This window comes from Cystobacter fuscus (assembly GCF_002305875.1).
GTDB classification, from domain to species: domain Bacteria; phylum Myxococcota; class Myxococcia; order Myxococcales; family Myxococcaceae; genus Cystobacter; species Cystobacter fuscus_A.
The window spans coordinates 7,689,587-7,713,648 of the sequence record NZ_CP022098.1 but is presented as its reverse complement, the minus strand read 5'-3'; the positions used below and the strand labels follow the sequence as shown (position 1 = coordinate 7,713,648).

The 24,062-nt window shown below is 67.7% G+C and carries 17 protein-coding genes; 6 read left to right on the top strand and 11 right to left on the bottom strand.

The window, feature by feature from the left end; genetic code table 11:
- Nucleotides 1-2: 2 nt before the first annotated feature.
- The 4 genes from CYFUS_RS31145 to CYFUS_RS31130 all read right to left on the bottom strand — a co-directional run bounded on the left by CYFUS_RS31145 (nucleotide 3) and on the right by CYFUS_RS31130 (nucleotide 5,963).
- Entirely contained in the window at nucleotides 3-2,936 is a 2,934-nt protein-coding gene (locus tag CYFUS_RS31145) for a TonB-dependent receptor (RefSeq protein ID WP_095992344.1), read from the bottom strand.
- A 224-nt stretch (nucleotides 2,937-3,160) separates the two neighbouring features.
- Nucleotides 3,161-4,702 (bottom strand): aldehyde dehydrogenase family protein, encoded by a 1,542-nt coding sequence (locus CYFUS_RS31140; RefSeq protein ID WP_095988524.1) that lies wholly within the window; start codon nucleotides 4,700-4,702, stop codon nucleotides 3,161-3,163.
- 226 nt (nucleotides 4,703-4,928) lie between these two features.
- Nucleotides 4,929-5,381, bottom strand: a complete 453-nt coding sequence (gene aroQ, locus CYFUS_RS31135) for a type II 3-dehydroquinate dehydratase (protein WP_095988523.1) — start codon at nucleotides 5,379-5,381, stop codon at nucleotides 4,929-4,931.
- 87 nt (nucleotides 5,382-5,468) lie between these two features.
- The gene (locus CYFUS_RS31130; RefSeq protein ID WP_232536921.1) at nucleotides 5,469-5,963 is read right to left on the bottom strand and encodes a MarR family transcriptional regulator; all 495 of its coding nucleotides are present in this window, start codon (nucleotides 5,961-5,963) and stop codon (nucleotides 5,469-5,471) included.
- A gap of 80 nt (nucleotides 5,964-6,043) precedes the next feature.
- Here CYFUS_RS31130 and CYFUS_RS31125 point away from each other — a divergent pair, with 80 nt between their 5' ends.
- Complete coding sequence (locus tag CYFUS_RS31125) at nucleotides 6,044-6,442, top strand: nuclear transport factor 2 family protein (RefSeq protein ID WP_095988521.1); 399 nt, start codon at nucleotides 6,044-6,046, stop codon at nucleotides 6,440-6,442.
- Between the two features lie 26 nt (nucleotides 6,443-6,468).
- On the opposite strand, the gene CYFUS_RS31120 is transcribed toward CYFUS_RS31125, so the two are convergent.
- Nucleotides 6,469-8,739, bottom strand: a complete 2,271-nt coding sequence (locus tag CYFUS_RS31120; RefSeq protein WP_095988520.1) for a site-specific recombinase — start codon at nucleotides 8,737-8,739, stop codon at nucleotides 6,469-6,471.
- 805 nt (nucleotides 8,740-9,544) lie between these two features.
- On the opposite strand from CYFUS_RS31120, the gene CYFUS_RS31115 reads away from it, so the two are divergent.
- The gene (locus tag CYFUS_RS31115; protein WP_095992343.1) at nucleotides 9,545-11,449 is read left to right on the top strand and encodes a M4 family metallopeptidase; all 1,905 of its coding nucleotides are present in this window, start codon (nucleotides 9,545-9,547) and stop codon (nucleotides 11,447-11,449) included.
- A 395-nt stretch (nucleotides 11,450-11,844) separates the two neighbouring features.
- On the top strand, nucleotides 11,845-12,492 hold the full coding sequence (ycaC, locus tag CYFUS_RS31110; protein WP_095992342.1) for an isochorismate family cysteine hydrolase YcaC: 648 nt from the start codon (nucleotides 11,845-11,847) through the stop codon (nucleotides 12,490-12,492).
- Nucleotides 12,493-12,507: 15 nt separating this feature from the next.
- Here the strand turns inward: ycaC and CYFUS_RS31105 are convergent, their stop codons facing one another.
- From CYFUS_RS31105 to CYFUS_RS31095, 3 genes are read right to left on the bottom strand one after another with little or no spacing between them, the layout of a single operon-like run.
- Nucleotides 12,508-13,083, bottom strand: coding sequence for a biotin transporter BioY (locus CYFUS_RS31105; protein WP_095988519.1), 576 nt, complete (start codon nucleotides 13,081-13,083; stop codon nucleotides 12,508-12,510).
- On the bottom strand, nucleotides 13,080-13,691 hold the full coding sequence (locus CYFUS_RS31100; RefSeq protein WP_095988518.1) for an energy-coupling factor transporter transmembrane component T family protein: 612 nt from the start codon (nucleotides 13,689-13,691) through the stop codon (nucleotides 13,080-13,082). The genes CYFUS_RS31105 and CYFUS_RS31100 overlap by 4 nt, the downstream gene beginning before the upstream one ends.
- Nucleotides 13,688-14,383, bottom strand: a complete 696-nt coding sequence (locus CYFUS_RS31095; RefSeq protein ID WP_198316196.1) for an energy-coupling factor ABC transporter ATP-binding protein — start codon at nucleotides 14,381-14,383, stop codon at nucleotides 13,688-13,690. Before CYFUS_RS31095 ends, CYFUS_RS31100 begins: the two co-directional genes overlap by 4 nt.
- Nucleotides 14,384-14,691: 308 nt before the next feature.
- Here CYFUS_RS31095 and CYFUS_RS31090 point away from each other — a divergent pair, with 308 nt between their 5' ends.
- The 3 genes from CYFUS_RS31090 to CYFUS_RS31080 are packed head-to-tail and all read left to right on the top strand — an operon-like array spanning nucleotide 14,692 to nucleotide 18,411.
- The gene (locus CYFUS_RS31090) at nucleotides 14,692-16,866 is read left to right on the top strand and encodes a PAS domain-containing protein (RefSeq protein WP_095988516.1); all 2,175 of its coding nucleotides are present in this window, start codon (nucleotides 14,692-14,694) and stop codon (nucleotides 16,864-16,866) included.
- 12 nt (nucleotides 16,867-16,878) lie between these two features.
- The gene (locus tag CYFUS_RS31085) at nucleotides 16,879-17,199 is read left to right on the top strand and encodes a DMT family transporter (RefSeq protein ID WP_095988515.1); all 321 of its coding nucleotides are present in this window, start codon (nucleotides 16,879-16,881) and stop codon (nucleotides 17,197-17,199) included.
- A 27-nt stretch (nucleotides 17,200-17,226) separates the two neighbouring features.
- Nucleotides 17,227-18,411 carry an aminotransferase class I/II-fold pyridoxal phosphate-dependent enzyme gene (locus CYFUS_RS31080; RefSeq protein ID WP_095988514.1) on the top strand — a complete coding sequence of 395 codons (1,185 nt, stop codon included), beginning with the start codon at nucleotides 17,227-17,229 and terminating at the stop codon, nucleotides 18,409-18,411.
- Here the strand turns inward: CYFUS_RS31080 and CYFUS_RS31075 are convergent.
- From CYFUS_RS31075 to CYFUS_RS31065, 3 genes are all read right to left on the bottom strand, one after another.
- Nucleotides 18,396-18,863, bottom strand: a complete 468-nt coding sequence (locus CYFUS_RS31075; protein WP_095988513.1) for a MaoC family dehydratase — start codon at nucleotides 18,861-18,863, stop codon at nucleotides 18,396-18,398. The two genes, CYFUS_RS31080 and CYFUS_RS31075, sit on opposite strands and share 16 nt — an antisense overlap.
- Before the next feature lie 54 nt (nucleotides 18,864-18,917).
- Nucleotides 18,918-21,161: a sensor histidine kinase gene (locus CYFUS_RS31070; protein ID WP_095988512.1), complete on the bottom strand. Its 2,244-nt coding sequence runs from the start codon at nucleotides 21,159-21,161 to the stop codon at nucleotides 18,918-18,920.
- Nucleotides 21,162-21,246: 85 nt separating this feature from the next.
- Nucleotides 21,247-24,000, bottom strand: coding sequence for a YncE family protein (locus CYFUS_RS31065; RefSeq protein ID WP_095988511.1), 2,754 nt, complete (start codon nucleotides 23,998-24,000; stop codon nucleotides 21,247-21,249).
- Nucleotides 24,001-24,062 lie beyond the last annotated feature (62 nt).

Sequence of the window (24,062 nt, the reverse complement as noted above, 5' to 3'; positions counted from 1 at the left end):
CTTCAGAAACTGTAGCCCATGCCGAACTGAACGCTGCGCGGTGGCCCCACCAGGCTCGTGGGCTTGCCGAAGTTCGGGTTCACGGGCTCTTCCGCCGGTGGAATGAACCCGTCGTATCCGCCGAAGTTCCTGGTGTTGAAGAGGTTGAAGCACTCGGCGAAGGCGCTGATCCGGTGGCCCCCCTTGGTGAGCGTGAAGTCCTTGGCCAGCCGGACATCCACCTGGCTGAACTGGAGGAGGCCCTCCGCCCGGCCTCCATTGGTGCGGAGCACGAACTCGGTGGGATCGAAGCCCCTGGACGCATCGGAGATGGTGTAGGGCAAGCCGCTTCCCAGGGTGATCAGCGTGGACAGCTTGAAGTCCAGGGGCAATCCCACGATGCCGGAGAGCACGAGCCGATGGCGCTCGTCATTCCAGGTGGGGGTGATGGGGCTGTCCTTGACGGTCGGGTAGTCGAAGTTGAATTCCGACCCACGCTCCCGGGCGACACCCAAGGTGTAGGCCAGGGAGGCCCCCCACTGAAAGCCCCCCGCCGAGAGCTCGCTCGAATAGGGCTTCTCCGCCGAGATCTGCACGCTGCTGTAGTCGGCGGTCCGGTCGTCCACCGAGATCATGACGGTGCCGAAGCCACCCGGCACGGGCAGGTAGTCGCGGGAGCCTGTCGACAGGCGGTTGGCGGGATAGAAGCCAATGCCATTCTGGCTGCGGATATGCGTGAGCGTCACCGAGGTATTGATCGGGCCCACCTGTTGCCGGACGCCCGCGCTGAACTGGTCGCTGAACTGCGGCCTGGTGTCGTTCTCGAGCAGGTAGATCTCCGGGGCGGGGGCCACGCCGCTGTCGATCAGTGAATTGAGTCCCGCCCGGCTCATGTACTCGGGCCGCCAGGCGATGGTCGGCAGCCCGTTGCGGGGGGCTCCATCCGCCGAGAAATAGAACGTGCGGACCTGGTACTGAAGGCGAAGCCGCTCGTCCACGCCGGTGTTGAACAGGGTGCGATCGTAGTAGCGCCCGGCGCCGGCGAAGAGAACCGTGTGGCCGTTGCCCATCACGTCGAAGGCCGCGCCGAGCCGTGGCTGCACCGCGCCCAGGAAGACAGGGCGCTGCTTGCCGTTGGTCAGGTAGTTGTCGACGGGGAAGAAGTCGGGCCCATTCGTCCGCGCGACGGTCTGCGCGAGCTCCTCCACCGCCGCGCGGACCTCCGCGGGCGTCACGTAGTCGTTGTTCAGGGGGTTGGTCTCGACATCCCAGCGCAGGCCCACGTTCAGGGTCAGCCTCTTGGCGATCTCCCAATCGTCCTGGAGGTACACGCCCACCTGCGTGTTGTTGGCCGCCGCCCTCGGGTCACCGACGCCATAGGCGGCTTCGGCCGGGAAGTCGTAGCTGAGGCCGTTCTCGGCATCCTGACGGAAGCGGAACACGGGGTTGCCGTACTGCGTGCGCTCGATCTGGTAGTGCTGGAAGGAGAGCTTGGCGCCCGCCTTCACCACGTGCTGGCCGGCCCAATCGAAGTTCGCGAACGTCGTGTCGTTGCGCAACGTGAATGCCTGCTGGCGGATGTCCTGGCTGGTATCTCGGCCGCCGATCCGGATGACGCCCTCGTATTCCTGCCCGACCGAGCCAGAGGACGTGGCGGTCGGGTGCCAGCGCGAGTCGAGGTACTGAAGCGTGGCCTCGTTCGTCAGCGAGCCGAGCCGCAGTTGATGCCTGGCCGAGGCGGTGATGACGTCGTTTCGCACGTCCTCGGCGCTCTCGAAGCTCGACTGACCACCGAAGTTGCGGACGTCGGTCTCCCTCCTGAGGCTGGCGCTGACATCCACGGTCTGGTTGTCCGCCGGCCTCCAGGTCAGCTTCGCGAAGCCGAGGTGCTCCCGGAAGGGGCTGGTGAAGCTGCCCTGGAACTGGCCGAACCGGCTCAGGTTTTCCTCCGTCGGATTGCCGAGCGTCACCACGTTCACGCGGTTCTGCACGTTGCCTTCATAGGTCGCGAAGAAGTGCAGCTTGTCCTTCACCACGGGTCCCCCCAACGCCGCCCCGAACTGGGAGCGCAACTCGTCGGGCCGCACCAGCTCGCCACGCTGCACGGCGAAGTAGTCCCGCGCCATCAGCGCCTGGTTCTGGAAGTTGAAGAGGAGGTCGCCATGGAATTCGTTGCCGCCCGAGCGCGTGATCGCGGAGATGATCGCGGAGTTGGCCTGCTCGTACTCGGCCTTGTAGTTCTGCGTGATCACGCGGAACCCGCTGACCGCGAGCTGGGGGAAGGGGTTTCCGCGGCTCGAGTCCTGACCGACCAACCCGCCTTGGATGACGTTGTTCTTGAGACTCACGCCATCCACGAACACGTTGGTGCTGCTCGCCGCGAGCGCGCCAGACGAGAAGTTCTTGTTGAACTCATCGTTGGAGACGCGAACGCCGGGCGCGAGGGCCGCGAAGTTGAGGAAGTTGCGGTTGCTCTGGGGCAGGTTCGCGATCTGCTCGCGGCTGACGTTGGTGGCGACCTCGGAGGTCGAACTCTCGGGCGTCTTGCCTTGGACGAACAGGGTCTCGCCCTGGCCGAGATCCAGGGCCGTCTCCTCCTCGACGTTGATGTTCAGGTCCACCGTCTGGCCGACCTGGACGGTGACCGTCCGGTAGACCTCCTTGCCGTCGGGCCGGATGACGGTGATGACATACTCACCGGGCGCCAGGCCGGTCAGGAAGAAAGAGCCATCCGTGCGCGCGATCCCCTTCGTCGCGAAGCCGTTCTGGGTGTTCACCGCGAGCACGGTCACGCCGGTGGCTGGTCCGCGGAGCGAGCTGAGGCCGACCCGGATGGCCGCTGTCGTCCTCTGCGCGAGCGCTGGCGCGGCCGTGAGCAGGACGGTGAGTCCCAACACGCTCCAGATGTGCATGAATCGCGACACCCGCGCACTGCGGACGCGAGCATCGCGAGCCATGTCCTTGATGATGTCCTCTGAGTGGTCCCGCGAGATTCTGGTCATTCTGCTGCGCCATCTAGACTCATCTCCGCTGGGTGTAAACGGCTACACGGTGAGGAAGGTCCCCTCAGGGTGAAGCAGTGTGTGCTTTGACGCAGTGTGCTCAAATTGGGACCCCTAGGAGCCGCTCCTGACCCCGGCACGAGGCCGGGGCCGGGGCCGGTGGACGCTCCGGCGAACCGTTACCGCTTCTCCGGCAGCAGGGTGTAGTCGGGGAAGTTGCCGAAGAGGCGCTCGCCAGGGGGTCCTTCCGTCACGGCCTGCACCAGGTAGGCGCCTCCCACGAAGCAGCCCTGCCAGGACTGGCCGATGCCACCGAAGGACTCCTCCCGGTCGCCGCGGGAGCGGGTGGTGTTGAGGCCCACCTTGAAGGCGCGCAGCTCGGAGGCGATGCGCCGGGCCGTCTCGGGCTCATCGCAGGCGAGCGAGGCCACGAGCGCTCCGTTGGAGACGTTCATCTCCGTGATGAGCTCCTCCTCCGTGTCCACGACGACGATGGAGTCCACCGGGCCGAACGGCTCGTTGTGATAGAGGCGGCAGTTCCTCGGCACATGGAGGAAGGCGCAGGGCCCGAGGTAGGCCGACACGTCCTGGTCCGGCAGGAACAGGCCCGGCTCCAGCCGGCCCTTGTACAGGGGAATGGCCCCCTTGGCCTCGGCCTCGCTCATCATGGCGTGCAGCTCCTCGACCTTCCCGCTGTTGATGAGCGGACCGAAATCCACCGAGGGGGGCTCCGCCCGTGTCTCGCCGAGCAGCGGGTGGCCCACCTTCAATGACGTGAGCACCGGCAGGTACATCTCGAGGAAGCGGGGCACCAGGCCGCGCTCCACCACGAACCGAGGGTAGGCCGTGCAGCGCTGCTTGCCATACTCGAAGCCCTTCTTGAGCTGCCTGGCCAGTTGGTTCCAGTCGCTGAAGCGCCAGATGCCGTAGGTGTTGACGCCCTCCATCTCCAGCATGTACCGCTTCTTGCGGTCATAGAGACTCGCCGCGATGTCGCGCCCGGTGGCCTTGCCGCCCACGAAGGACAGGCAGGCGATGTGGGGATCTCTCACCAGGGCCTCGCTGAGCTTGCCTCCCGAGCCGCTCACCAGCGACATCGGAAGCCCGCAGCGACGGGCGAAGGACATGGCGAGGGTGAGGGCCAGCAGCCCTCCATCGGTGGGTGACTTGGCGATGACGGCGTTGCCCGCGAGCGCCTGGACCAGCGCGGCGTGCATCAGCACGGACATGGGGTAGTTCCACGAGGCGATGTTGGAGATGAGCCCGAGCGGCTTGCGGCCCTTCATCATCGAATCGATGTTCTCCACGTACCACTTCACGCCGGTGATGCACCGCTCCACGCTGACGCGCGACTGGGGAACGGGCTTGCCAATCTCCCACGTGAGAAGCAGGGCGAGCAGCTCATGGTTCTCGCGCAGCATCTCCAGGCAGGTGCTCACACGCGCCTTGCGCGTGTCGAGGCTCACCCGTGCCCACTCCCTGGCCTCGGCGGCCGCGGCGGCCACCGCGTGCGTGGCGGTGGGCAGATCGATCATGGGCAGCAACCCCAGTTGGGAGCCATCCACCGGAGAGAGATAGGGCTTGCCGTGGCCCGGATTGCCCCACTCCCGAGCAACCAGGTTGAGCACGCGGCCCTGGCTGTCGAACGCCTCGGGTGCGAGCGCGCGCAAGCGCGACAGCAGGAGGGACCACTGAGCGGAAGCAATCAAGGACTTGGGCACGGAGCACCTCCAGGACGCGGCGCGATCGAGACGGATGGCTTTACGCTCAGTCCGACGCCGTGCGTCAGAGTTGTGACGTGTGTCCGTACGTCGCAAGAAGCCCCCGTGGGCGATGGCGGCGAGGCCCCTCACGAAGGAAGGGGCGGCCTGGCACATCGTGATTCAGGGGGGCGACCAGGGCAGCGGCTGCGTTCCCGGTCGCGCGCGGGCCTGGGATGGAGCCGCTTCAGGCGGTGCGCCCGTTCTGCTCGAGGTGACTCACCAGTCCCATCAATCCCAGCACATAGCTCTGTTTTCCAAACCCACCCACCTGCCCGATACACACGGACGCGATCACCGTATGCCCGCGGAAATCTTCTCGGGCGTGGATGTTGGACAGGTGGACCTCGACGGTGGGCAGGGCCACCGCGCTCAGGGCATCTCGAATGGCGATGCTGTAGTGGGTGAAGCCTCCCGGGTTGATGAGGATTCCCCGGGCGCTCTCCATCGCTGCCTGGATCTTGTCGATGATGGCGCCCTCGTGGTTGCTCTGGAAGAACTCCAGCTCGACCGAGTGCCGCCGTGCGACCTCCGTCAGCGCGTGGTTGATCTCCGCCAGGGTGTCGGAGCCATAGATGTCCCGCTCTCGTCTTCCGAGCAGATTCAGGTTCGGACCATGGATGACCAGGATTCTCGCCACGGTGTCTCCTTCTCGAGGACCCGTGGGTGCCGTACTACGGAGACGCCGGGAGGAACCATTGCCCCTGGGGCGGAGGGACTCGTCCGCTCAGCGGGGCGAGCGGACCTTCCGGGCACGCACGGCTTCCGTGCCCCCGAGCGAGTCGAGCGCGCTCGCCAGGAGCTTGCGTGCCTCCTCCACCGCGCGGCTCCCATGCTCTCGTCGCAGACGCTCCTCGAGCCCGGCCCGCGCCGCACGACTCTTGTCGACGGCCGCCTGTCCACGTGAGGACAGGCGCACCCGCCGGACGCGCGCGTCCTCGGACCGCGTCTCCTCGACGTAGCCCAGCTTCTCGAGCTCGGCGATCGTCTTCGACGCGGCCTGCTGGGTCACCTCGAGCAGCGCAGCGAGCTCGCTGATCGATCGAGCACCTCCCAGCAGGTGCTGGAAGACGAACCCATGCGCGTGGCGCAGGCCCGTGAAACCCGCCGCGTGGATCTCCTCGAGCACGAGGTCGTTCACCCTCATTCCCACGAAGAGGGCGAGGTGTCCCAGATCCAGCGACTCGGGCTGCACGGGGGCGGCTTCCTGGCGGCGTGGCATGGGGAGACTCTTGCATTCACAACCCAGGTTGTGCAACATGGGTTGTACAACCTGGGTTGTGAAAAAGAAGGGAGAACACCATGTCCACGACGAATCTCGACTTCGCGCGCCGCTACCTCCGTGCCATCGAGGAGGGGGCGACCGGAGAGGCGCTGAGCGCCTTCTTCCACCCCGAGGTGACGCAGCGTGAATATCCCAACCGGCTCGTCCCCCAGGGGGCCACGAGGGATTTGAGGGCCCTGCTCGAGGCCGGGGAGCGGGGCCAGAAGGTGATGTCCGCCCAGCGCTACGAGGTGAAGAACGCGTTGGCGCTGGGGGACCAGGTGGCCCTCGAGCTCGAATGGAGCGGCACGCTGAAGGTGCCGGTGGGCTTGCTGCCGGCGGGAGGCACGATGCGCGCCTCGTTCGCCGTGTTCCTCACCTTCCGCGACCACCGCATCTACTCGCAGCACAACTACGACTGCTTCGAGCCGTTCTGAGTGTCCCGGTGAGGCGCGCTCGCGGCTCAATGGCCTGCCGCGGTGGGACCCGAGCCGCCCGGCGGAGCGGGCTCCCGAGCGAGCAGCGCCGGCAGCTCGTGCCCCTCATGCCTCGCGCCGTGTTTTCCGGAGAGGGAGCGCGGGCGCTCCGCGGAGCGCACGCTGTAGCGCGAGGAGGGCCGTTGCGCCGGCAGGAGCGGGGGCCGGGGAGGGAGGATGAAGTCGGAGAGGGAGCGGATGCCCCCCGTGAGGATCGCGCACGCCAGGCGCAGGAACCCCACCGGGGCGAGTCCTCGTGCATGCACCGCCGCGGAGAGGCCCAGTGAGAAGCTCACGGCCAGGTTGAACACCCCGACCAGGAGGATGCCTGTCACCGCCCAGAGGAAGGACGGCTCCAAGAGCCGCTCGGCACCCAGCGTCACGCCGGCGAAGGCGAGCGTGCCGGCACTGAGCGTGACGTGCCGTACGTCCAGCGGCAGGCCGAAGAACCGGCACACCGCGGGGGTCATTCCCAGCAGCAGGCCGAGGCTGACATTGGCGCCCAGACCGCACGCGTGGTGCGCGATGGCCCTGCTCAGCCCCTGGGCCCGGGCCTCGCCCAGCCAGGCGCGCAGCCCGTGGTGGCGCGCGAGTGCCTCGGGCAGGCGCCGGTAGTGCACCCAGTTCTCCAGCCAACCTCCGAAGACGCTCGAGCACCACAACAGCACGCCCGTGAAGGCGGCGTAGAGGAGCGTGGCGCTCTTGAACGGGTGGAGTGAGCGCACGACGTACTCCGCCTCGTGGACCTCCAGCAGGGGTTGGCCCCGGATCGCCTGGAGCACCCACCCCACGAGGGTGACGGTGGTCACCACCGCGCCGATGTTGCCGAAGACCGCGGCCAACTGGGAGCGGGTGATGCAGGCCAGCTGCTCCACCAGGCTGCGCATACCCTTGTCGCCTGCCTTCACGTCCATGGAGGCCGCCAGGGCCGCGGCGGTCATGGACGGCTGCTTGGTGGCCAGGGCGAAGCCGAGCAGTTGGATGAGCAGGAAGCAGACCGCGTAGTTGGTGGCGGCGGCCAGTCCCTCGAAGAAGAGCGGCAGCGCCGCGAAGGTGATGGTCAGCTTGAGCGCGGCGGTGCCCGCGGTGAGAAATCCTCCTCCCGCTGCCGCGCTCACCATCCGGTGGTACTCGTCCTGGGTGGTGGTGATGTAGTGACGGCCCACCTTGCCCGTGTGCTCGAAGATGCGCCGCGAGATGCTGCGCACGCCGCTGCGGAAGAGCTCCACCACGCCGCGCTCCCGCGCGTGCGCCTGGAGCAGGGAAGAGAGCAGCCGGGTGGCGGCGCGGGGCAGGGAGCGGGGATCCTCGGGAGCGAGCAGCCAGAGCAACGACTCCAGCCGATCGAGCGTGTGGCCCAGCTGCTCGAGCCGGTAGACGAGATCGATACACACCGCGTGTTCATCCATGTGGCCCAGCACCTGCCGCGTGGTGGCCCGGCAGCCGGCGATGGCCTCGGCGCAGGCCCTTCGTCTGACGTCCACCGTGGACGCCTCCGCGCCCGCTCGTACCGCCATTCGCAGTGCCTCGCACGCGCGTGGCAGGTGGACGAAGGGAGACCGCTCGAGGGGCGCTGGAGCGAGCCGTGACAGCACGTCGCTCGCCAGCCCGCGGGCACTCACGCGCGCGGCGAGGATGACCACCGCGTCCTCCACCGCCGCCTTCAACGGCGCGAAGGACTCCGCCCCCAGCAGGGAGCAGAGGGCCTCCACGTGCTCCTTGGACAGCTCGTCCAGCCAGGACTGGCCCTTCTCACCCGGGAGCAGGTGCCATACCAGCGCCGCCAGGTCCCGCTCGTCCGGTGCGACGGGCACCAGCCGCTGTCCGAGCCGCGTCAAGGCATCCTCCATGAGGCCCCGGCCCGCGGACAGGCCCGGATCGGTGAGCAGTCGCAGCATCGACGTCTCCGAGAGGACCGAGGCAAAGACACCGCGTACGGCCTTGCTCCACGCGGGGGCCTGACCGAGCACCTCCAACAACAACCGCAGACGTGCCGAACCGGCGGACTCCACGGGAGCCAGCCGGCCGTGCCGTGGCGGCGTGGCGCCTGGCCCCTGGAGCCAGCCAGCCAGCTCCTCCATCCAGGCCATGCGCGTCGCGAGCGGCGCCTGGGGGCGGGCAGACGTCAGCAGCGCATGCAACTCGCGCAGCTTTTGATTCGTCTCGGGGTTGCTCGGGTAGTGGGCGAGCAATTGCTCCACCGACGGCGAGGTGAGGACAGACTCAGGTGTCGAGGCGTGAATGGGATATGCGAGCATTGTGGGTTTTGAATTCTGTCCTTGGATCAACAGAATGTGAAACAGCGCGCTCGCGCCTGCCTGTTGTCCTGACGTTCTTCAGCCGCCGATGAGCTTGTCCCGGTGACGTGGGCGGTAGAGTTCCGCTATCAACCTCCGGGGTGAAGCTCCCAGCTCGCGGCCCCAAGGGCTGACCTCGCAAGGCGCGGGGCCGAATCCGGGAAGGATGTATTCAAAGACATAGAAAGGCTGTCCTTGCGACAATGAGCGCAACTCCAAGGAGAGCGCACATGTCGAAGCAAGGAATCCTTCGCATGGCGGTGTCGGGTGCCACGCTGTGGTAGGGGGGTTGTGGTGACGTCGGTCCACTGCGGCACTCGGCTTCGTGCCAGGGCTTCGTGGGCTGTTGAGCCCCAGCCGCGGGCCAGGGACTCCCGTGGAGTCTCCGGCCCCGCACGAACCCGCCTGAAGCGATTCAGTCGAACGCACATGGACTGCGCGCGTAATGGTTGCATTGACAATCAATTCGTGTATAATCCAATCACCGGGCGTCTGGGTCGGACCAGACTTCATTTCTCGAGGGACTGTCTGAACTGAGGACAGTCGTTGTGAACGGGCGGAAACATTTGAAAGCAGGCTGTTTTTCGCCACACCTGCAAAGTTCCCATACATTTTGGAGCGGGCCGGGTGAGACATCCATGTGCCACTCGGCCACGAGTGAAAAGCCTTCATGGCAGAGACTTCAATGATTCATGGGTTGGCCCGATAACTGCTTGAGCGTCCTGTGTCCGACGGCACCCCCGCCTTTGGACAGGAGGACCTCCCCTTGGTTCGCACTCGATTCCTTGCCGCCGCGCTGCTCGCTCTTCCCCTCGCCGCCTGCGAGGTCGACAACTCGCAGCTCCCCGACGGCGCCCAGAAGTTCGACGAGGCCGCTGATTCCCTCGGCGATGTGCAGGCCTCGCTCGCGGCGCTGCCCTCCGCCAGGGTCGTCGGCGCGGAGAATGACTTTCCCTTCATGATCAGCGGCAAGCTGGGCACCGCCAGTAGCGCCGTGCAGGGACTCGCGGTACGTGACGCACACAGCCGTGTGAGCGGCGCGCTGCCTGGGATTGCCGCCGTGTTCCGTTTGAATGCCGCGGATCTCGTGGCGAAGCGCTCGCGCGTGGATGAGCAGGGCGTCACCCACCTCCGCTATGGCCAGATGAAGAATGGCCTGCGGGTGGTGAACGAGGAGCTCCTCATCCACGTGGCGTCGGACGGCACCATCACGGGCGCCAACGGGACGGCGCGCGACGGGGAGATCGTCTCCTCCAAGCCGGGCATCTCCGCGGAGGCCGCCGGGTTCGCCGCCGTGAACAACACCGAGGGCAGCCACCTGTCCGCCGGGCGCGCCGAGCTGGTGTACGTGCGCTCCGAGGGCAAGCTGCGTCTGGCCTACGAGGTGGCGCTGAAGGGCGAGGGTCGTGAGCTGCCCATCGACGAGTTGATCTACGTGGACGCGTACCAGGGATCCATCCTGCGGCGCGATTCGAAGATCCACACCGCGCTCAACCGCAAGATGTACTCGGCCAACAACGGCACCTCCACCCCGGGTACGCTCAAGCGCTCCGAGGGCCAGGCGGCCATCGGTGACACCCACGTCGACCAGAACTACCTGAAGCTGGGTGGCACGTACGATTGCTACAAGAACAACTTCGGCCGCGACTCGTACAACAACGCGGGTGCCACGCTCACCAGCACGGTGCACTACAGCACCAACTACGTGAACGCCTACTGGAACGGCACCCAGATGGTGTACGGCGATGGCGACGGCGTGAACTCGACCATGCTCGGTCTGTCCGCGGACGTGACCACGCACGAGCTCACCCACGCGGTGACCTCGAGCGAGTCCAACCTCACCTACTCGGGTGAGTCCGGTGGCCTCAACGAGGCGATGAGCGACATCTTCGGCGCCTACTGCGAGAGCTACGCCTCGGGCACCTGGGCCACCACCAACGCGGTGTTCATGGTGGGCGATGACATCTGGACCCCGGCCACCCCGGGTGATGCCCTGCGCTACATGTACGACCCGGCCAGGGATGGTGCCTCGCTGGACTACTGGACCAGCAGCGCGGGCAGCGTGGACGTGCACTACAGCTCGGGCATCGCCAACCTGGCCTTCACGCTGCTCTCCAAGGGCGGCACGCACCCGCGCGGCAAGTCCACCACGGTCGTCCCGGCCATCGGCGTGCAGAAGGCCGGCGCCATCTTCTACAAGGCCAACGTGGACCTGATGACGCCCAGCACCACCTTCGCCCAGGCGAAGACGTACACCGAGCAGGCCGCCACGACGCTCTACGGCACGGGCTCGGCGGAGGTCGCGGCCGTGACGGCGGCCTGGACGGCCGTGGGCGTGGGCGTGGTGGTGCCTCCCCCGACGTCCTCCCCGCTGACCAACGGCGTGGCCGTCACCGGCCTGTCGGCCTCCACGGGCGCGGCGAAGTACTACTACCTGGACGTTCCGGCCAGCAAGGCGTCGACCTTCGCCCTCAGCGGCGGCACGGGTGACGCGGACCTGTACGTGAAGGCGGGCTCCACGCCGACCACGTCCTCGTACGACTGCCGTCCGTACCTGACCGGCAACGCCGAGACGTGCTCCATCGCGGCGAAGACCGCGGCCACCCGCATCTACGTGATGGTGTACGCGTACTCCTCGTACGCGAGCGTCTCGCTCAAGGGTACCTACTGAGTCAGGCCCTCGCCCGGGCGGGGGAGGGCGCCTCCTTCGAGGCGTCCTCCCGCCGCCCGGCGCAGGTGAAGTCGCAGGCCCCTCACCGGGCGGTGGACCAGGACAGCGCCTCGCTGGCGATCAGACGCCGAGGCGTCCTGGCGGGCCGGTGAGCGTCAAGCGCGTCTGGAGTCCGAGCCGAACGTCGTGACGAAGACGATGGCGCGTAGGGCGTGGGTGTGAGGCGCGACATTGTCCTGTCCATGGAACAGTGTGTGCAATCGCTCCAGCTTCTGGGTGAAGAGTTCGAGATGTATATCCATTTCACCGGTCGCTGACCGGGGCACAGCCCAGCGGGGTTGGACGCCCTCTCTTGCGCCATCACGGCGCATCAGGAACACACCGAGGACAAGACCATGAGCAAGCCCTACAGCCGTCTCGACATCAACAACGCGGCGGTTCTTCTGGTGGACCATCAGGCCGGTCTGCTGTCGCTGGTCCGCGATTTCAGCCCGGACCAGTTCAAGAACAACGTGCTCGCCCTGGCCGACCTCGCGGCCTACTTCAAGCTTCCCACCATCCTGACGACCAGCTTCGAGGACGGCCCCAACGGTCCGCTGATGCCGGAGCTGAAGGAGAAGTTCCCCAAGGCGCCCTTCATTCCGCGCCCCGGTCAGATCAACGCCTGGGACAACGAGGACTTCGTCAAGGCGGTGAAGGCCACCGGGCGCAAGCAGCTCATCATCGCGGGCGTCGTGACGGAAGTCTGCGTCGCCTTCCCGACGTTGTCGGCCATCGCGGAGGGCTTCGAGGTGTTCGTCGTGACCGATGCCTCCGGTACGTTCAACGAGGTGGTGCGCCACTCCGCGTGGAACCGGATGTCCGAGGCGGGCGCGCAGCTCATGACGTGGTTCGGCGTCGCCTGTGAGCTGCACCGCGACTGGCGCCGTGACGTCGAGGGTCTGGGGACCCTGTTCTCCAACCACATCCCCGACTACCGCAACCTGATCACCAGCTACAACACGTTCAAGGCGGCCAATGCCGCGCCCAAGGCCATCCCTTGAGGATGCTGCGCGGAGTCAGGGCGGGGGAGCGGGTGGCTCGGCGGCCCGAGGGGGCTGGATCAAGGGCCAGGCCCGCTTGAGGGTCACGGCGGCGGAGGCGGCGAAGGCCGCCTTCACGCAGTCCCCGGGGAGAAAGAGCAGGGAGCCCCACGCGGCCTTGGGAAGCGGCAGCCCCGCGGAGGCCGCCAGCCAGGGGATGCCCACGGCGTAGATGACGCCGACTCCCCCCAGCATGTTGATGGCGAAGGCGAGCGGCACGGACAGCCGGTGCCAGGCGCGCTCGGTGAGCCAGCCGATGACGAAGGCCGCGGGGATGAAGCCCACGAAGAAGCCGCCCGTGGGACCCGGGTAGACGGCGAGCCCGCCATGGCCTCCGGACAGCAGGGGCAGCCCCGCGGCCACGAGCAGGTGGAAGAGCAGCAGGGACAGGCCCGCCTTGCGTGCCCCCAGTGTGGAGCCGGCGAGCATCACGCCCAGCGTCTGCGCGGTGATGGGCACGGGGATGACGGGCAGGGTCAGGGGGGGCAAGAGCCCCAGCGCGGCCACCAGGGCGGCGAACAGGGCGACATGGACGAGATCGCGGGTCTTCACGAAGGATCCTCGGCGTCGAAGCCGCGCGCGTCGATGGCCTCGGCGAGCGCGTCGGCGGTGCGCAGGGTCTTGACGAGCAGGGGGACGAGCACGGCGAGGGGGTGGTGCTCCAGGCCGCGAGCGCGCTGGGCCTCGCGCACCTCGTGTACCCAGGTGGCCACCAGGGGGATGAAGCGCAGGGTGAGGGCGAGCAGCAGGCCCAGGCGCGCGGGACTCACCCCGAAGCGGGCCAGGGGACGCAGGGCTCGCTGGAGCGTGTCGAGCTGATCCGAGGCGCGCGTCGTGAGGGAGACGAGCATCGCGAGCAGCACCAGCACCGCGAGTCGCAGCACGGCCCGGGTGGCGGTGTCCCAGCCGGACAGCACTCCCTGCAATACGAAGAGCGGCAGGAGCACCCAGGCGGACAGGGGGAGGAGGAAGGCGAGTTCGCGCGGGCCCAGGCGCGCGAGCGCGTAGAGGCCGAGCGTGGTGGCGAGCGCCGCCGCGAGCACGGGCGGAGAGGAGAAGAGCAACAAGGTGATGGCCGCCCCGAGCAGGCCGAGCATCTTGGCGCCCGCGGGGGTGGAATGCACGGGGGAGGCGCGGTGGACGTAGAGGCCGAGGCTCACGCCATGCTCCGCACGTAGGCGTCGAGGGCGGTGGCGGGCACGTCGTCGTGGACGACTCGGCCCTCGTCGAAGACGAGCACGCGCTCGAAGTCGCGCAGCAGCTCCAGATCATGGGAGACGACGATGGTCGTCTGGGGCAGCTCGTGGATGGCCTGGGCGAAGCGGCGCCGGTTGCGCAGGTCCAGCAGCGTGGTGGGCTCGTCGAAGACGATGTAGCGCGGCGCCATGACGAGCACGCCGGACAGGGCGAGCAACTGCTTCTGGCCGCCACTGAGCAGGTGGGCCGGATGGTGGCGCAGCGCCTCCAGGTCGTAGCGGCGCAGGGCGGTGGTGACCCGCTCGGCGATGTCGGCGGGGGACAGCTTCAGGTTCTTCAGCCCGAAGGCGAGATCCTCCTCGACGGTGGGCAGGACGATCTGATGGTCCGGATTCTGGAAGACGAAGCCCACCTGGCGGCGCACGGCACGTGCGTGCGTGCGGGTGTCGAGCCCATCCACGAGCACGCGGCCGCGCTCGGGCACCAGCAGGCCATTGAGCAGCCGCGCGAAGGTGCTCTTGCCGGAGCCGTTGCCGCCCACCACGCCGATGCGGCGCTCGGAGAGGGTGAGGTCGAGGCCCCGGAGCACGGGGCGCTCGCCGAAGTGGTGGTGGACGGCGTGAAGCTGGATCATCGCGGCGACGGAAGGCCGCACTCTATAGCGCCTTTTGGGCGCCAGGAGGGGATCAGGTGGGTGAGGGGGCGAGCCGCACCACCCTGCTCGGGACGCGGGCGGTTGGAGCCCCTTCGCGTTGAATGCCTTGCGGAAGTGGCATTCAAGTGAGCAGTAGTGGGCAGTTGGATCACAGGGTGATGCCTGGGCTCCCCCCGTCATTGCATGTTCCAGGGTTGAACCGTCCATCAGGTGCGCTGTGATCGAGTGCCGGTGGAGCGTCTTGTTGAAGGGTTGAACCCGTGACTTCACGCTGCTCGCCGCTCACTCTGGGTGTAGCCTCTTTTGAAATGCCGGTGGACGAGCGCCAACGCCTCGAAGCCCTGACCCGCTCGGGGCTTCTCGATACTGCTCCCGAGCCCGATTTCGACGACATCGTGCGGCTCGCCGCCGAGTCGTGTGGAACGCCCATTGCCCTCATCAGCCTGTTGGACCGGGATCGGCAGTGGTTCAAGGCGAACGTGGGTCTGCAAGGGGTGGAAGAGACGGATCGGAACATCTCCTTCTGCACCCATGCCATCGAGGGGGAGAGTCTCTTTCTCGTCGAGGACGCGCGGGCGGATGTGCGCTTCGCCACCAACCCGCTCGTCCAGGGGTTTCCCTTCATCCGCTTCTATGCGGGCGCCCCCATCCAGACGGAGGATGGCTACAGCCTGGGCACCCTGTGCGTCATTGATTCGCGGCCCCGGACGCTCAGTGACTCCCAGCGTCACATCCTGCTCGGGCTCAAGCGGCAGGTGGAGCTGTTGCTGCGCCTGCGCGCCCAGATGCAGAAGATGAGGGAGCACAACGAGGAGCTGGAGCGCACCCAGGAGAAGATGCGCCAGCTCAACGCGACGCTCGAGGCGGAGATGCGCGAGCGCCAGCGCTTCGAGACCCGGCTGCGCGAGAAGCAGGCCCTGCTGCGCAGCATCCTCACCCACATTCCGTACTCGGTGTTCTGGAAGGACCGCGACAGCACCTACCTGGGCGCCAACCCGCAGTTCGCGCGGGACATGGGCGTGGCGTCTTCCGAGGAGCTCGTCGGGAAGACGGACTTCGAGCTGTCCCTGCCGCGCGAGCTGGCCGAGAAGTACCGCCAGGATGACGCCGCGGTGATGGAGTCCGGCGTGCCCAGGCTGTCCTTCGAGGAGCCCCTGCGGCTGCTCGGCGCGGCGGAGGGTTCCTGGGTGCTCACCAGCAAGGTGCCACTCAAGAACGAGGATGGCTCCGTGCGGGGCATGGTGGGCATCTACGCGGACATCAGCGAGCGCCGACGTCAGGAGGCGGCGCTGCGGGAGGCCAAGTCGCTGCTGGAGCGCTACGCCGCGAGCCTGGAAGCCCAGGTGCACGAGGCGCACGAGCGCAACAACTACCTGATGGAGCACTCGGGCGAGGCCGTCTTCATGCTGCATGAGGACGGGCGCGTGCTGCACGTCAACCCCGTGGCGGAGCGGCTGTTGGGCATCTCCGAGGAGCGGCTGCGGGGCACGGTGCTCGAATCGCTGTGTCTGGAGAACGAGCGCGAGACCCTGCGGCAGGCCCTGAGGGATCTGCTCGCCTGCGGCACGGTGCGCCTGGAGAACCAGGGGCTGCGCTCGGCCACGGGCGAGCGCGTGGTCCTGAGCATCACCGCCTCGCTCCAGGTGACGGGAACGCACCGGCGGATGCTCCTCGTGTGCCGGGACGTCACCGAGAAATGGCGGCTGGAGCAGCAGTTCATCCAGAACGAGCGGCTCGCGTCCATGGGCGCGCTGGCGGCGGGCATCGCCCATGAGATCAACAACCCGACGGCCTACGTGCTCTCCAACCTCACCTATCTCCAGGAGTGCCGTGACGAGCTGGAGGCGACCCTGTCGTCGATGCCGGGGCTGCCGCCGCGCGTGGGGGAGACACTCGCGGAGGTGAGGGACATCCTCTCCGAGTCGCTGACCGGAGGTCGGCGCATCCGGGACATCGTGCGCGACATGCGCTTCTTCTCCCATACGGCGGGAGAGGAGGTGGCGCCCGTGGACCTGCATGCGTGCCTGGACGTCGTGTTGCGCATGGCCCACGCCGAGTTGAAGCACACGGCGCGGGTGGAGAAGCACTACGCGAGCGTGCTGCCGCTCGTCCCCGCCAGCGAGGGCCGGCTGAGCCAGGTCTTCCTCAACCTGGTCATCAACGCCGCGCACGCCATGCGCTCCGGGACGCCAGCGCACAACCTCCTCCGGGTGAGCACCGGGGTGGAGGGCGGTTGGGTGCGCATCGATATCGCCGACACCGGTACGGGCATCCCCCCCGAGGTGCTGCCCCACATCTTCGAGCCCTTCTTCACCACCAAGCCCGCGGGCGCGGGCACGGGGCTCGGACTGTCCATCAGCCAGTCCATCATCCAGAAGATGGGGGGGGAGATCCGGGTGCGCAGCGAGCTGGGCCGGGGCACCACCTTCGTCCTGCTCCTGCCGATGAATGGCCGGGGGACGAGCGAGCCCGCGCACGACTGAGTTGGAGGCCGGGTGTCCGCCAGGAACGTGGTGTTGCTGTTCTTCACGGCCGTCTGCTTCGCGGGGGGCGGCATCTTCATGAAGCTCTCGGAGGGGGTTTCCCGCCCCGTGCCGACGCTGGCCTTCCTGGGGCTCTTCGTGCTGGGGGCGGTGCTCCAGGCGTTCGCGCTGCGCCAGGCGGACCTGGGCGTCGTGTACGTGGCGGTGCTCGGACTGGAGGCGGCCTTGACGCTCGTCTTCAGCGTGGCGCTCTTCCACGAGAGCCTGTCACCCAGGCGGTTGCTGGCCGTGCTGCTCATCCTCTGCGGCGTGGCGTTGCTGCGCGGTGACTAGGGAGCGTGGTAGAGCGGCGCCCGTCCCATGTCCGAGCACGAATCCCTGCGTCTGCGCCAGCTCTCCGCTTCCGTCTTCTCCACCATGGACGAGGCGCGCCAGCGCAAGCTCGCCACTGGCGCCGACGTCCTCAACCTGTCCATCGGCAGTCCGGATCTGCCTCCCGCTCCCCATGTCATCGAGGCCCTCGCGCGGGCGGTGCGGGAGCCGGGCCACTACGGCTACCCGCTCAAGGATCTACCGGCCTTCCGGGAGGCGGTGGCGTTCGCCTATCAGCGCCGCTTCGGCGTGACGTTGGATCCTGGCACCGAGGTGCTGGGGTTGACCGGCTCGCAGGAGGGCCTGGCCCACATCACCCAGGCGTTCACGGATCCCGGAGATCTCGTGCTGGTGCCGGATCCGGGCTACCCCATCTACACGGCGGGGCCCGTGCTGGCGGGGGCGCGGCTGCATCCGGTGCCCTTGAAGGCCGGGCATGGCCACCTGCCGGACCTCGAGGCGCTGCCGGAGGACGTCAAGCGGCGTGCCCGGCTGTTGCTGCTCAACTACCCGAGCAACCCGCTCGCGGCCATCGTCCAGCCGGGGTTCTTCGAGAAGGTGGTGGCCTTCGCGCGCCGCTACGGCACGGTGGTGCTGCATGACGCGGCCTACAGCGAGCTGGCATTCGACGGGTACCGGCCGCCGAGCTTCCTGGAGACGCCGGGCGCGCGGGAGGTGGGCCTGGAGTTCAACTCCCTGTCCAAGACGTACAACCTGGCGGGAGCGCGCATCGCGTACGCGGTGGGCAACGCGCGGCTGCTCGGTCTGCTCGCGCAGGTGAAGGCCCACCTGGACTATGGGCTGTTCCGTCCCATCCAACTGGCCGCGGTGGCCGCCCTGACGGGGCCCCAGGAGAGCGTGGTCGAGCTGTCGGCCACCTACCAGCGGCGCCGGGACGTGCTGGTGGACGGGCTCGTGCGCGTGGGCTGGGACGTGCCCAAGCCCCGAGCCACCATGTTCTGCTGGGCACCCATCCCCCGGGGATTCGAGTCCAGTCTCGCCTTCTCCATGGCCCTGCTGGAGCGGACGGGGGTCACCGTGGTGCCCGGCAGTGGCTTTGGCGCGATGGGCGAGGGGTATGTGCGGCTCGCGCTCGTGCAGAGTGAGGAGCGCCTGGCGGAGGCCGTCGAGCGGGTGGCGCGCTCGGGCCTGCTGGCTCACGCGAGCATGTAGCGGTAGAGCCCCTCGGCGACGCAGGCCGGCTTGGACTCGCCCTCGATCTCGATGGTGGCGATCATGAGGGCCTCGACCCCCTTGGGCAGGTCCTTGAGCTCCTTCAATTCGAGCGCCAGCCGGTAGCGGGCGCCGGACTTGAGGGGGGCGGGGAAGCGCACCTTGTTGAGGCCGTAGTTGAGCACGAGCGAGAAGCCACGGACCTCGAGCACCTCGAAGAACAGGCCAGCGATGCGCGAGACGGTGTAGTAGCCATGGGCCACGGGCACGCCGAAGGGCGACTCGCGCGCGCAGCGCTCGCGGTCCAGGTGGATCCACTGGAAGTCGCCCGTGGCCTCGGCGAAGCGCGCGATGTCCGCGTCCGTGAGCGTCTTCCACTCGGAGTGGCCGAGCTTGCGCCCCACCGCCGCTCGCAGTGCCTCGAGTCCTTCGATGATGGTCTTGTCCGACATGGGCCGTGGTCCCTTTCCGTGCACTCGGGTGGATTCAAAGCAGAGATGGAGGCTTCAGGCGTCGCTATTTTTCGGAGGAGTGTCCTGGCGTCCGGTTTGTGGCTGAATGGGCAGATCGAGGGTGAACGTGGCGCCCTGACCGGGTCCGGCGCTGCGAGCGAGCAGCGAACCGCCCATCTCCTGCGCCGCCAGGGCACTGGAGTGCAGGCCGAAGCCGTGTCCGCCCTCGCGGGTGGTGAAGCCATGTTGGAAGATGCGCGTGAGCATCTCGGGAGGGATTCCCACCCCATTGTCCTGCACGGAGAGCTGGATCCGCTCGGCGCTGGGGCGTTGCAGGCGTAAGGTCACACACCGCTCCTCCTCGGGTACGGACTCCATGGCGTACTTGGCGTTGCTGATGAGGTTGACGAGGATCATCAACACCTTGTGCTTCTCGGTCATCACCGGGGGGAGCGCTTCGAACTGGCGTTCCACCCGGACGGAATGGCGGCCGAGCGCGGCATGGTTGATGCGCAGGGCATCCTCCACCAACTCCGCCAGGTCGACCGACTCGTAGAGGTGCTGGGGAGTCCGGGCGTACTGCTGCTGCAACTTGACGATGGCGCCGATGTGCTCGGTGTACCGGTTGACGTCGTCGAGCAGGGTATGGATTTCCTGGCGCTCCTCCTGCATGTGCTTGCCCAGCCGGCTGAGGAAGGGCAGCACGCCGCGGCCGCGCTCGTCCTGGGTGAGGAAGGTCGCGAGGTCTTCCTGATGCGCCGCGAACAGGCCCGCCACGCGCTCCACGCTCTCGAGCTTGAGTCCCGCGAGCCGCTCACGGGCCATCAGCGCCGAGGTGTGCACGCTGTTGAGCACGTTGCCCACGTTGTGCAGGACGTTGGTGGCGACCTCGGCCCGGCCCACCTGCCGCGCGGTGTCGACCAGTTGCCGGTGGACCGACTGCAGCTCCCGGGTGCGCGACTCCACGCGATGTTCCAGCCCCTCGTTGGCCTGCCGCAAGGCCTCCTCCCGCCGCTGCAGCTCACTGGCCATGTGCTGGAACGCGTGGGCGAGCCGTCCCAGCTCGTCGTCGCGGGAGAGATCCAACCCGACCTGGAAGTCACCGCCCGCCAGCCGGTCGGTGGCCTGGGTGAAGGCCAACAAGGGGCGGGAGATCTGCTGCTTGAGCACCCAGTACATGATGCCGAGCTCCAGCAGCAGCGACAGCACGCCGAACGCCAGGATGTAGCGCGCCACGCCCATGGCGGTCGAGGAGACGGCCTGCTCGGGCAGGATCGTCACGAAGATCCACCCGGGCCCCTTGAGCCGGGCCGTGGCGGCGTACTCATGGGATTTGGGCAGGCTCTTGATGGTTTGTTCGGGCGAGTGTCGGATGGCCTCCAGGATGGAGTTCACGTGCTCCTGGAACGGAGCGGGGTTGAACTCGGCGAGCGAGGTGCCCGACGCGCCGGTGTTCATCTTCATCGCGGGGTGGGCGAGCAGCTCCCCATTGTCGCGCAGGAGCATGTTGTAGGCGCTCGGCAGATGCTCGTTGATGGTGCGCTCGAGCAACTGTTCGATGAGGATGTCGTGGGTGAGGGTCGCGGTGTGCTGGCCGTCCATGTCGACGGGCGTGGAGGCGGAGACGGTCCACGTGTGGGCGACGGGGTCCGCGATGATGCCGGTCCAGACGGTCTGGCGGAGTCGATCCTTCTCGGGCGTGCTGAGGGCGTAGAAATCGAACTCGGTGACGTTGAACGAGGGCGTGGCGTCCTGGCACCAGGTGGGTTGGGCGGGCCAGTAGAGCACCACCGCGCCGCCGGGAAACGAGATGTACGTGTCCGTGAAGCGCACGTGGAAGGCGGGACCGTACTGCGAGAGCACGTCGTGGGCGGCCAGGAGCGAGCGCTGCAACTGCGCGTCGACGTTCAATCCCTGGGGGATGAAGAGACAGGGCATCCGGGTGCCATCGAAGCCCTCGAGCCGGTTGCGGGTCGAGCCGTCGGGCAACTGGACGAACAGCCGGTCGAACGGAGCGCGGGGATCCTGCTGGCGCCAGTAGCGGACCCGCTCCTCGAAGACCTGCTTGAGCAGGGCGTGGTTGTCCTGGGCGAGCACGAAGATGCTCTGCTCGCGCTGCACGCGCTCGAGGACGCCGCGCTCCAATTGGACGAGCGATTCGGTGCGCAGGGCATTGAAGATGTGGAGGTAGCTGAAGACGGTGGTCAGCGCGATGATGATCGCGATGCGCACGCCCATGTGGATGAGCGTCGAGCGGGCCAGGGAGGAGGGCGGGGGAGCAGAGGGCGGCGGGGGCATGGAAGAGGAGGGGCGTCACCCCCAGGGGGGCGCATCTGCGGGGAGTTCCGCCGGGCTTCGGGGCTCGGCGGCTCCTGGGCGCGGCTTAGGGCTCATCGCCGTCGAGAACCCCATTGAGGTTCCGGTCAATCCCGATGCGCTGCCCGGAGCCGGGAGGGACACAGGTATAGGTGAGGGCGCCACGGGTGATGGAGACGAGCTGGCGGAGGGCTGCTTCGGAGAGCGGGGGCAGGGCCGCGTGGTCGGGCTTGAACCTGCCGTTGCGCAGGTAGAAGAAGCCCACGGGTCTGGAGGCCAGTTGTCCCTTGGCGACCAGATCGCACTCCCCCACATGGGCACGGGCCATCAGCAATTGGAGGCGGGAGAGCGCCGCGGCCGGGGATGCGTCCGTGAGGGTCACCTGCTGGCCGACGATGGGAGCGAGGTTGCTCTCGAAGGCGAGCATGTACAGCTCCATGTTCGTCTTGGCGGCGAGCCCCTCGGGCGTGTTGGGGATGCCAGCGGGGTTGTCGGGGATGCGGTCGAAGCCACTGTTGAAGCGGAACAGGGTGGGGATGGCTCCATCGCTGTTGAAGCCGAAGCCGCGGATCTGATCTCCGAGGAAGGGATCTGCGGGCTGGAGACCGAAGGGGAAGCCGGCGCCGAACATGCCGACGCGCTGGTAGAGGTTGCGCAGGTGGGGCACCTTGGGGAAGAGCGGCTCGGCGTCGAAGGACGAGCTGCCGTTGGTGCCGAAGAAGCCGGCGAAGGCGCCTTCCTGGGGGTTGGCGGTGGGGTCGAGCTGGTGGCAGCTGCCGCACGGGCCATGGAAGAAGCTCGTGGTGTTGAAGAAGAAGTCGCTTCCTGCCTGCTGCTGGGGGGTGAGGGAGTTGTCCAGGTTGCGGATGGGGTTGGGCGGGTAGGTGATCTGGAGGACGAAGTCGGAGAACTGCCTCATCTCCGCCGGGGTGAGCTGGGCGGAGCGTCCGAGCAGGTCCATGAAGGCGGGGTTGAACTTCTTGAATGCCGCGGCCTCATCGAGCGCACCGCTGTTGGGCTGGGCGTTGGGGGCGTCGTTGCCGCCGGTGCGGTCGCCACGCCAGTGCATGGGCCCGTGGTTGGCCATGCCGCGCAGGCTCTGGGTGAGCAGGGGGCCCTTGAGCGGATGGAAGCCAGGATCCTGACCGAAGGTGGGGTCGGTGCCGAACTCGGGCAGCACGGGCACGATGGGGTTGGGGTTGTTCGCCACGGCGGCATCCGGGTTGCCGAGGTCCCAGGCGAGGCTGTCGAAGTCGCCGAAGATGTGGCAGCTCGCGCAGGACGAGTCGCCATGACTGGAGCTCTTCCTGGCGTCGTAGAGGAAGGGGCGGCCGGCCACCACGCTCGGCGGCTCGGGGTTGAACATGGGCAGATGGGCGATTTCCTGCTTCGTGGCGGTGTTGACGACGGAGATGGCGTTGTCGAAGCGCGTCAGCACGTACATGCGCCCGCGGGCCTCATCGAGCACCAGGCCCGTGGGGCCGCCACCGCTCAAGGGGATCTGGTTGGCGGGGCCAGGCACGAAGGTATCGGCCTCGAGCGCGGCGGTGGAGTAGACGCCGAGCTTCGAGGAGCCGAACGCGGCCACGTACAGGGTGGTGCCGTTGGAGCTCACCGCCATGCCGAGCGGCTGGGCGAGGCTCTTGTCGTTCTCGGCGTTGGGAAGAGCGGCGCAGCAGGCGGCGTAGTTGATGTGCTTGTTGAGGTGCCTGGGCGCGACGCCCGAGGAGCCGAGCACCGAGATGCGGCTCTCGTGCAGGTGGCCGCGCAGGCTGCTGCCGGCGAAGGTGCCCGGCCCCTCGAAGCGCAAGTCATTACGGGCCTCGGTGTTGCTCACGTACACCTTGCCGCTCACCGGGTTGACGGCCATGTTGAACAGGATGGTGCCCACGCCGGAGTAGTAGCCGGACGGGCCCGAGAGCTGCGCCGGGGGATTGGCGGTGGCATCGATGACGAACACGTCCTTGTCCGGCAGGGAGAAGCGCACCTTGTCGGTCCAGGTGCGGTTGAGCACGTCGCGCCAGTTCGTGCCGTCGAACTTCACGAGGACGGAGACCTCGGGTCCCCGCAGCCCCTGGAAGTTGACGTTGGGGCCGGGAACACCGCCCAGCGCCTCACCGCCATTGGGCACGAGGCTCTCGTGAATGACCGAGCTGCGGTTGCCCGAGTGGAAGACGGCGGCGTAGACGCGCGAGCCATCGGGAGTCACCGCGAGCGCGCGGGGCGTGTCACCGAAGAGGGTGAGGATCGACAGTGGGTTGCCCCCGAGAGATGAGCCTGTCCTGTTGGCATCGAAGACCCAGACATCGGCCCGGCCGATGCCCGGCGTGGTCAACTGAGGGTCGAAGGGCACGTTCTGGCCGCGGTGTGCGGCGGTGATGAAGGCGCGGCTCCTGCCCGGTCCGGCGAAGACGATGTCGCGAGGCTCGTCACCGACGAGCAGGGTCCGTACCACGGCGCCGTGGGTGTTCCTGTCGTCGAGCCGCACGATGCTCACGCTGTCGGACAGATGGTTGACGACCCATACCTCTTCATCGCTCCGGGCGGCGACCGCGACCGGCTCGAGGCCAACGGGAATCGACACGAGCGGCACGAGACCCGAGGGCTTGAGCTGGAAGACCTCGAGGCGGTTGTCGGGGGTATTGACGGCGTAGAGGAACCGGCCGCTGGGTGACAAGGCGAGGGGCCGCACCTGCCCGCTCTCGAAGAGAGTGAATGGCGCGGCGGATGCCGCGGTGCTCGCCGCCATGAGCAGGAGCCACGTCACGGCGAGGGCCGCTTGCGACACGACAAGAGGAACAGCCTTGATGCGAGCCACCATGCGGCCACCTCGCGAAGGATGCGAACCGTACGATTCCGGGGACGGTGAAAAGACGAAGATAC

Coding starts and splice junctions, on each gene's coding strand:
- CYFUS_RS31080 (WP_095988514.1), top strand. CDS start 17,227: ATGTCCGAGCACGAATCCCTGCGTCTGCGCCAGCTCTCCGCTTCCGTC.
- CYFUS_RS31070 (WP_095988512.1), bottom strand. CDS start 21,161: ATGCCCCCGCCGCCCTCTGCTCCCCCGCCCTCCTCCCTGGCCCGCTCG.
- CYFUS_RS31090 (WP_095988516.1), top strand. CDS start 14,692: ATGCCGGTGGACGAGCGCCAACGCCTCGAAGCCCTGACCCGCTCGGGG.
- CYFUS_RS31145 (WP_095992344.1), bottom strand. CDS start 2,936: ATGGCTCGCGATGCTCGCGTCCGCAGTGCGCGGGTGTCGCGATTCATG.
- CYFUS_RS31075 (WP_095988513.1), bottom strand. CDS start 18,863: ATGTCGGACAAGACCATCATCGAAGGACTCGAGGCACTGCGAGCGGCG.
- CYFUS_RS31125 (WP_095988521.1), top strand. CDS start 6,044: ATGTCCACGACGAATCTCGACTTCGCGCGCCGCTACCTCCGTGCCATC.
- ycaC (WP_095992342.1), top strand. CDS start 11,845: ATGAGCAAGCCCTACAGCCGTCTCGACATCAACAACGCGGCGGTTCTT.
- CYFUS_RS31065 (WP_095988511.1), bottom strand. CDS start 24,000: ATGGTGGCTCGCATCAAGGCTGTTCCTCTTGTCGTGTCGCAAGCGGCC.
- CYFUS_RS31120 (WP_095988520.1), bottom strand. CDS start 8,739: ATGCTCGCATATCCCATTCACGCCTCGACACCTGAGTCTGTCCTCACC.
- CYFUS_RS31130 (WP_232536921.1), bottom strand. CDS start 5,963: ATGCCACGCCGCCAGGAAGCCGCCCCCGTGCAGCCCGAGTCGCTGGAT.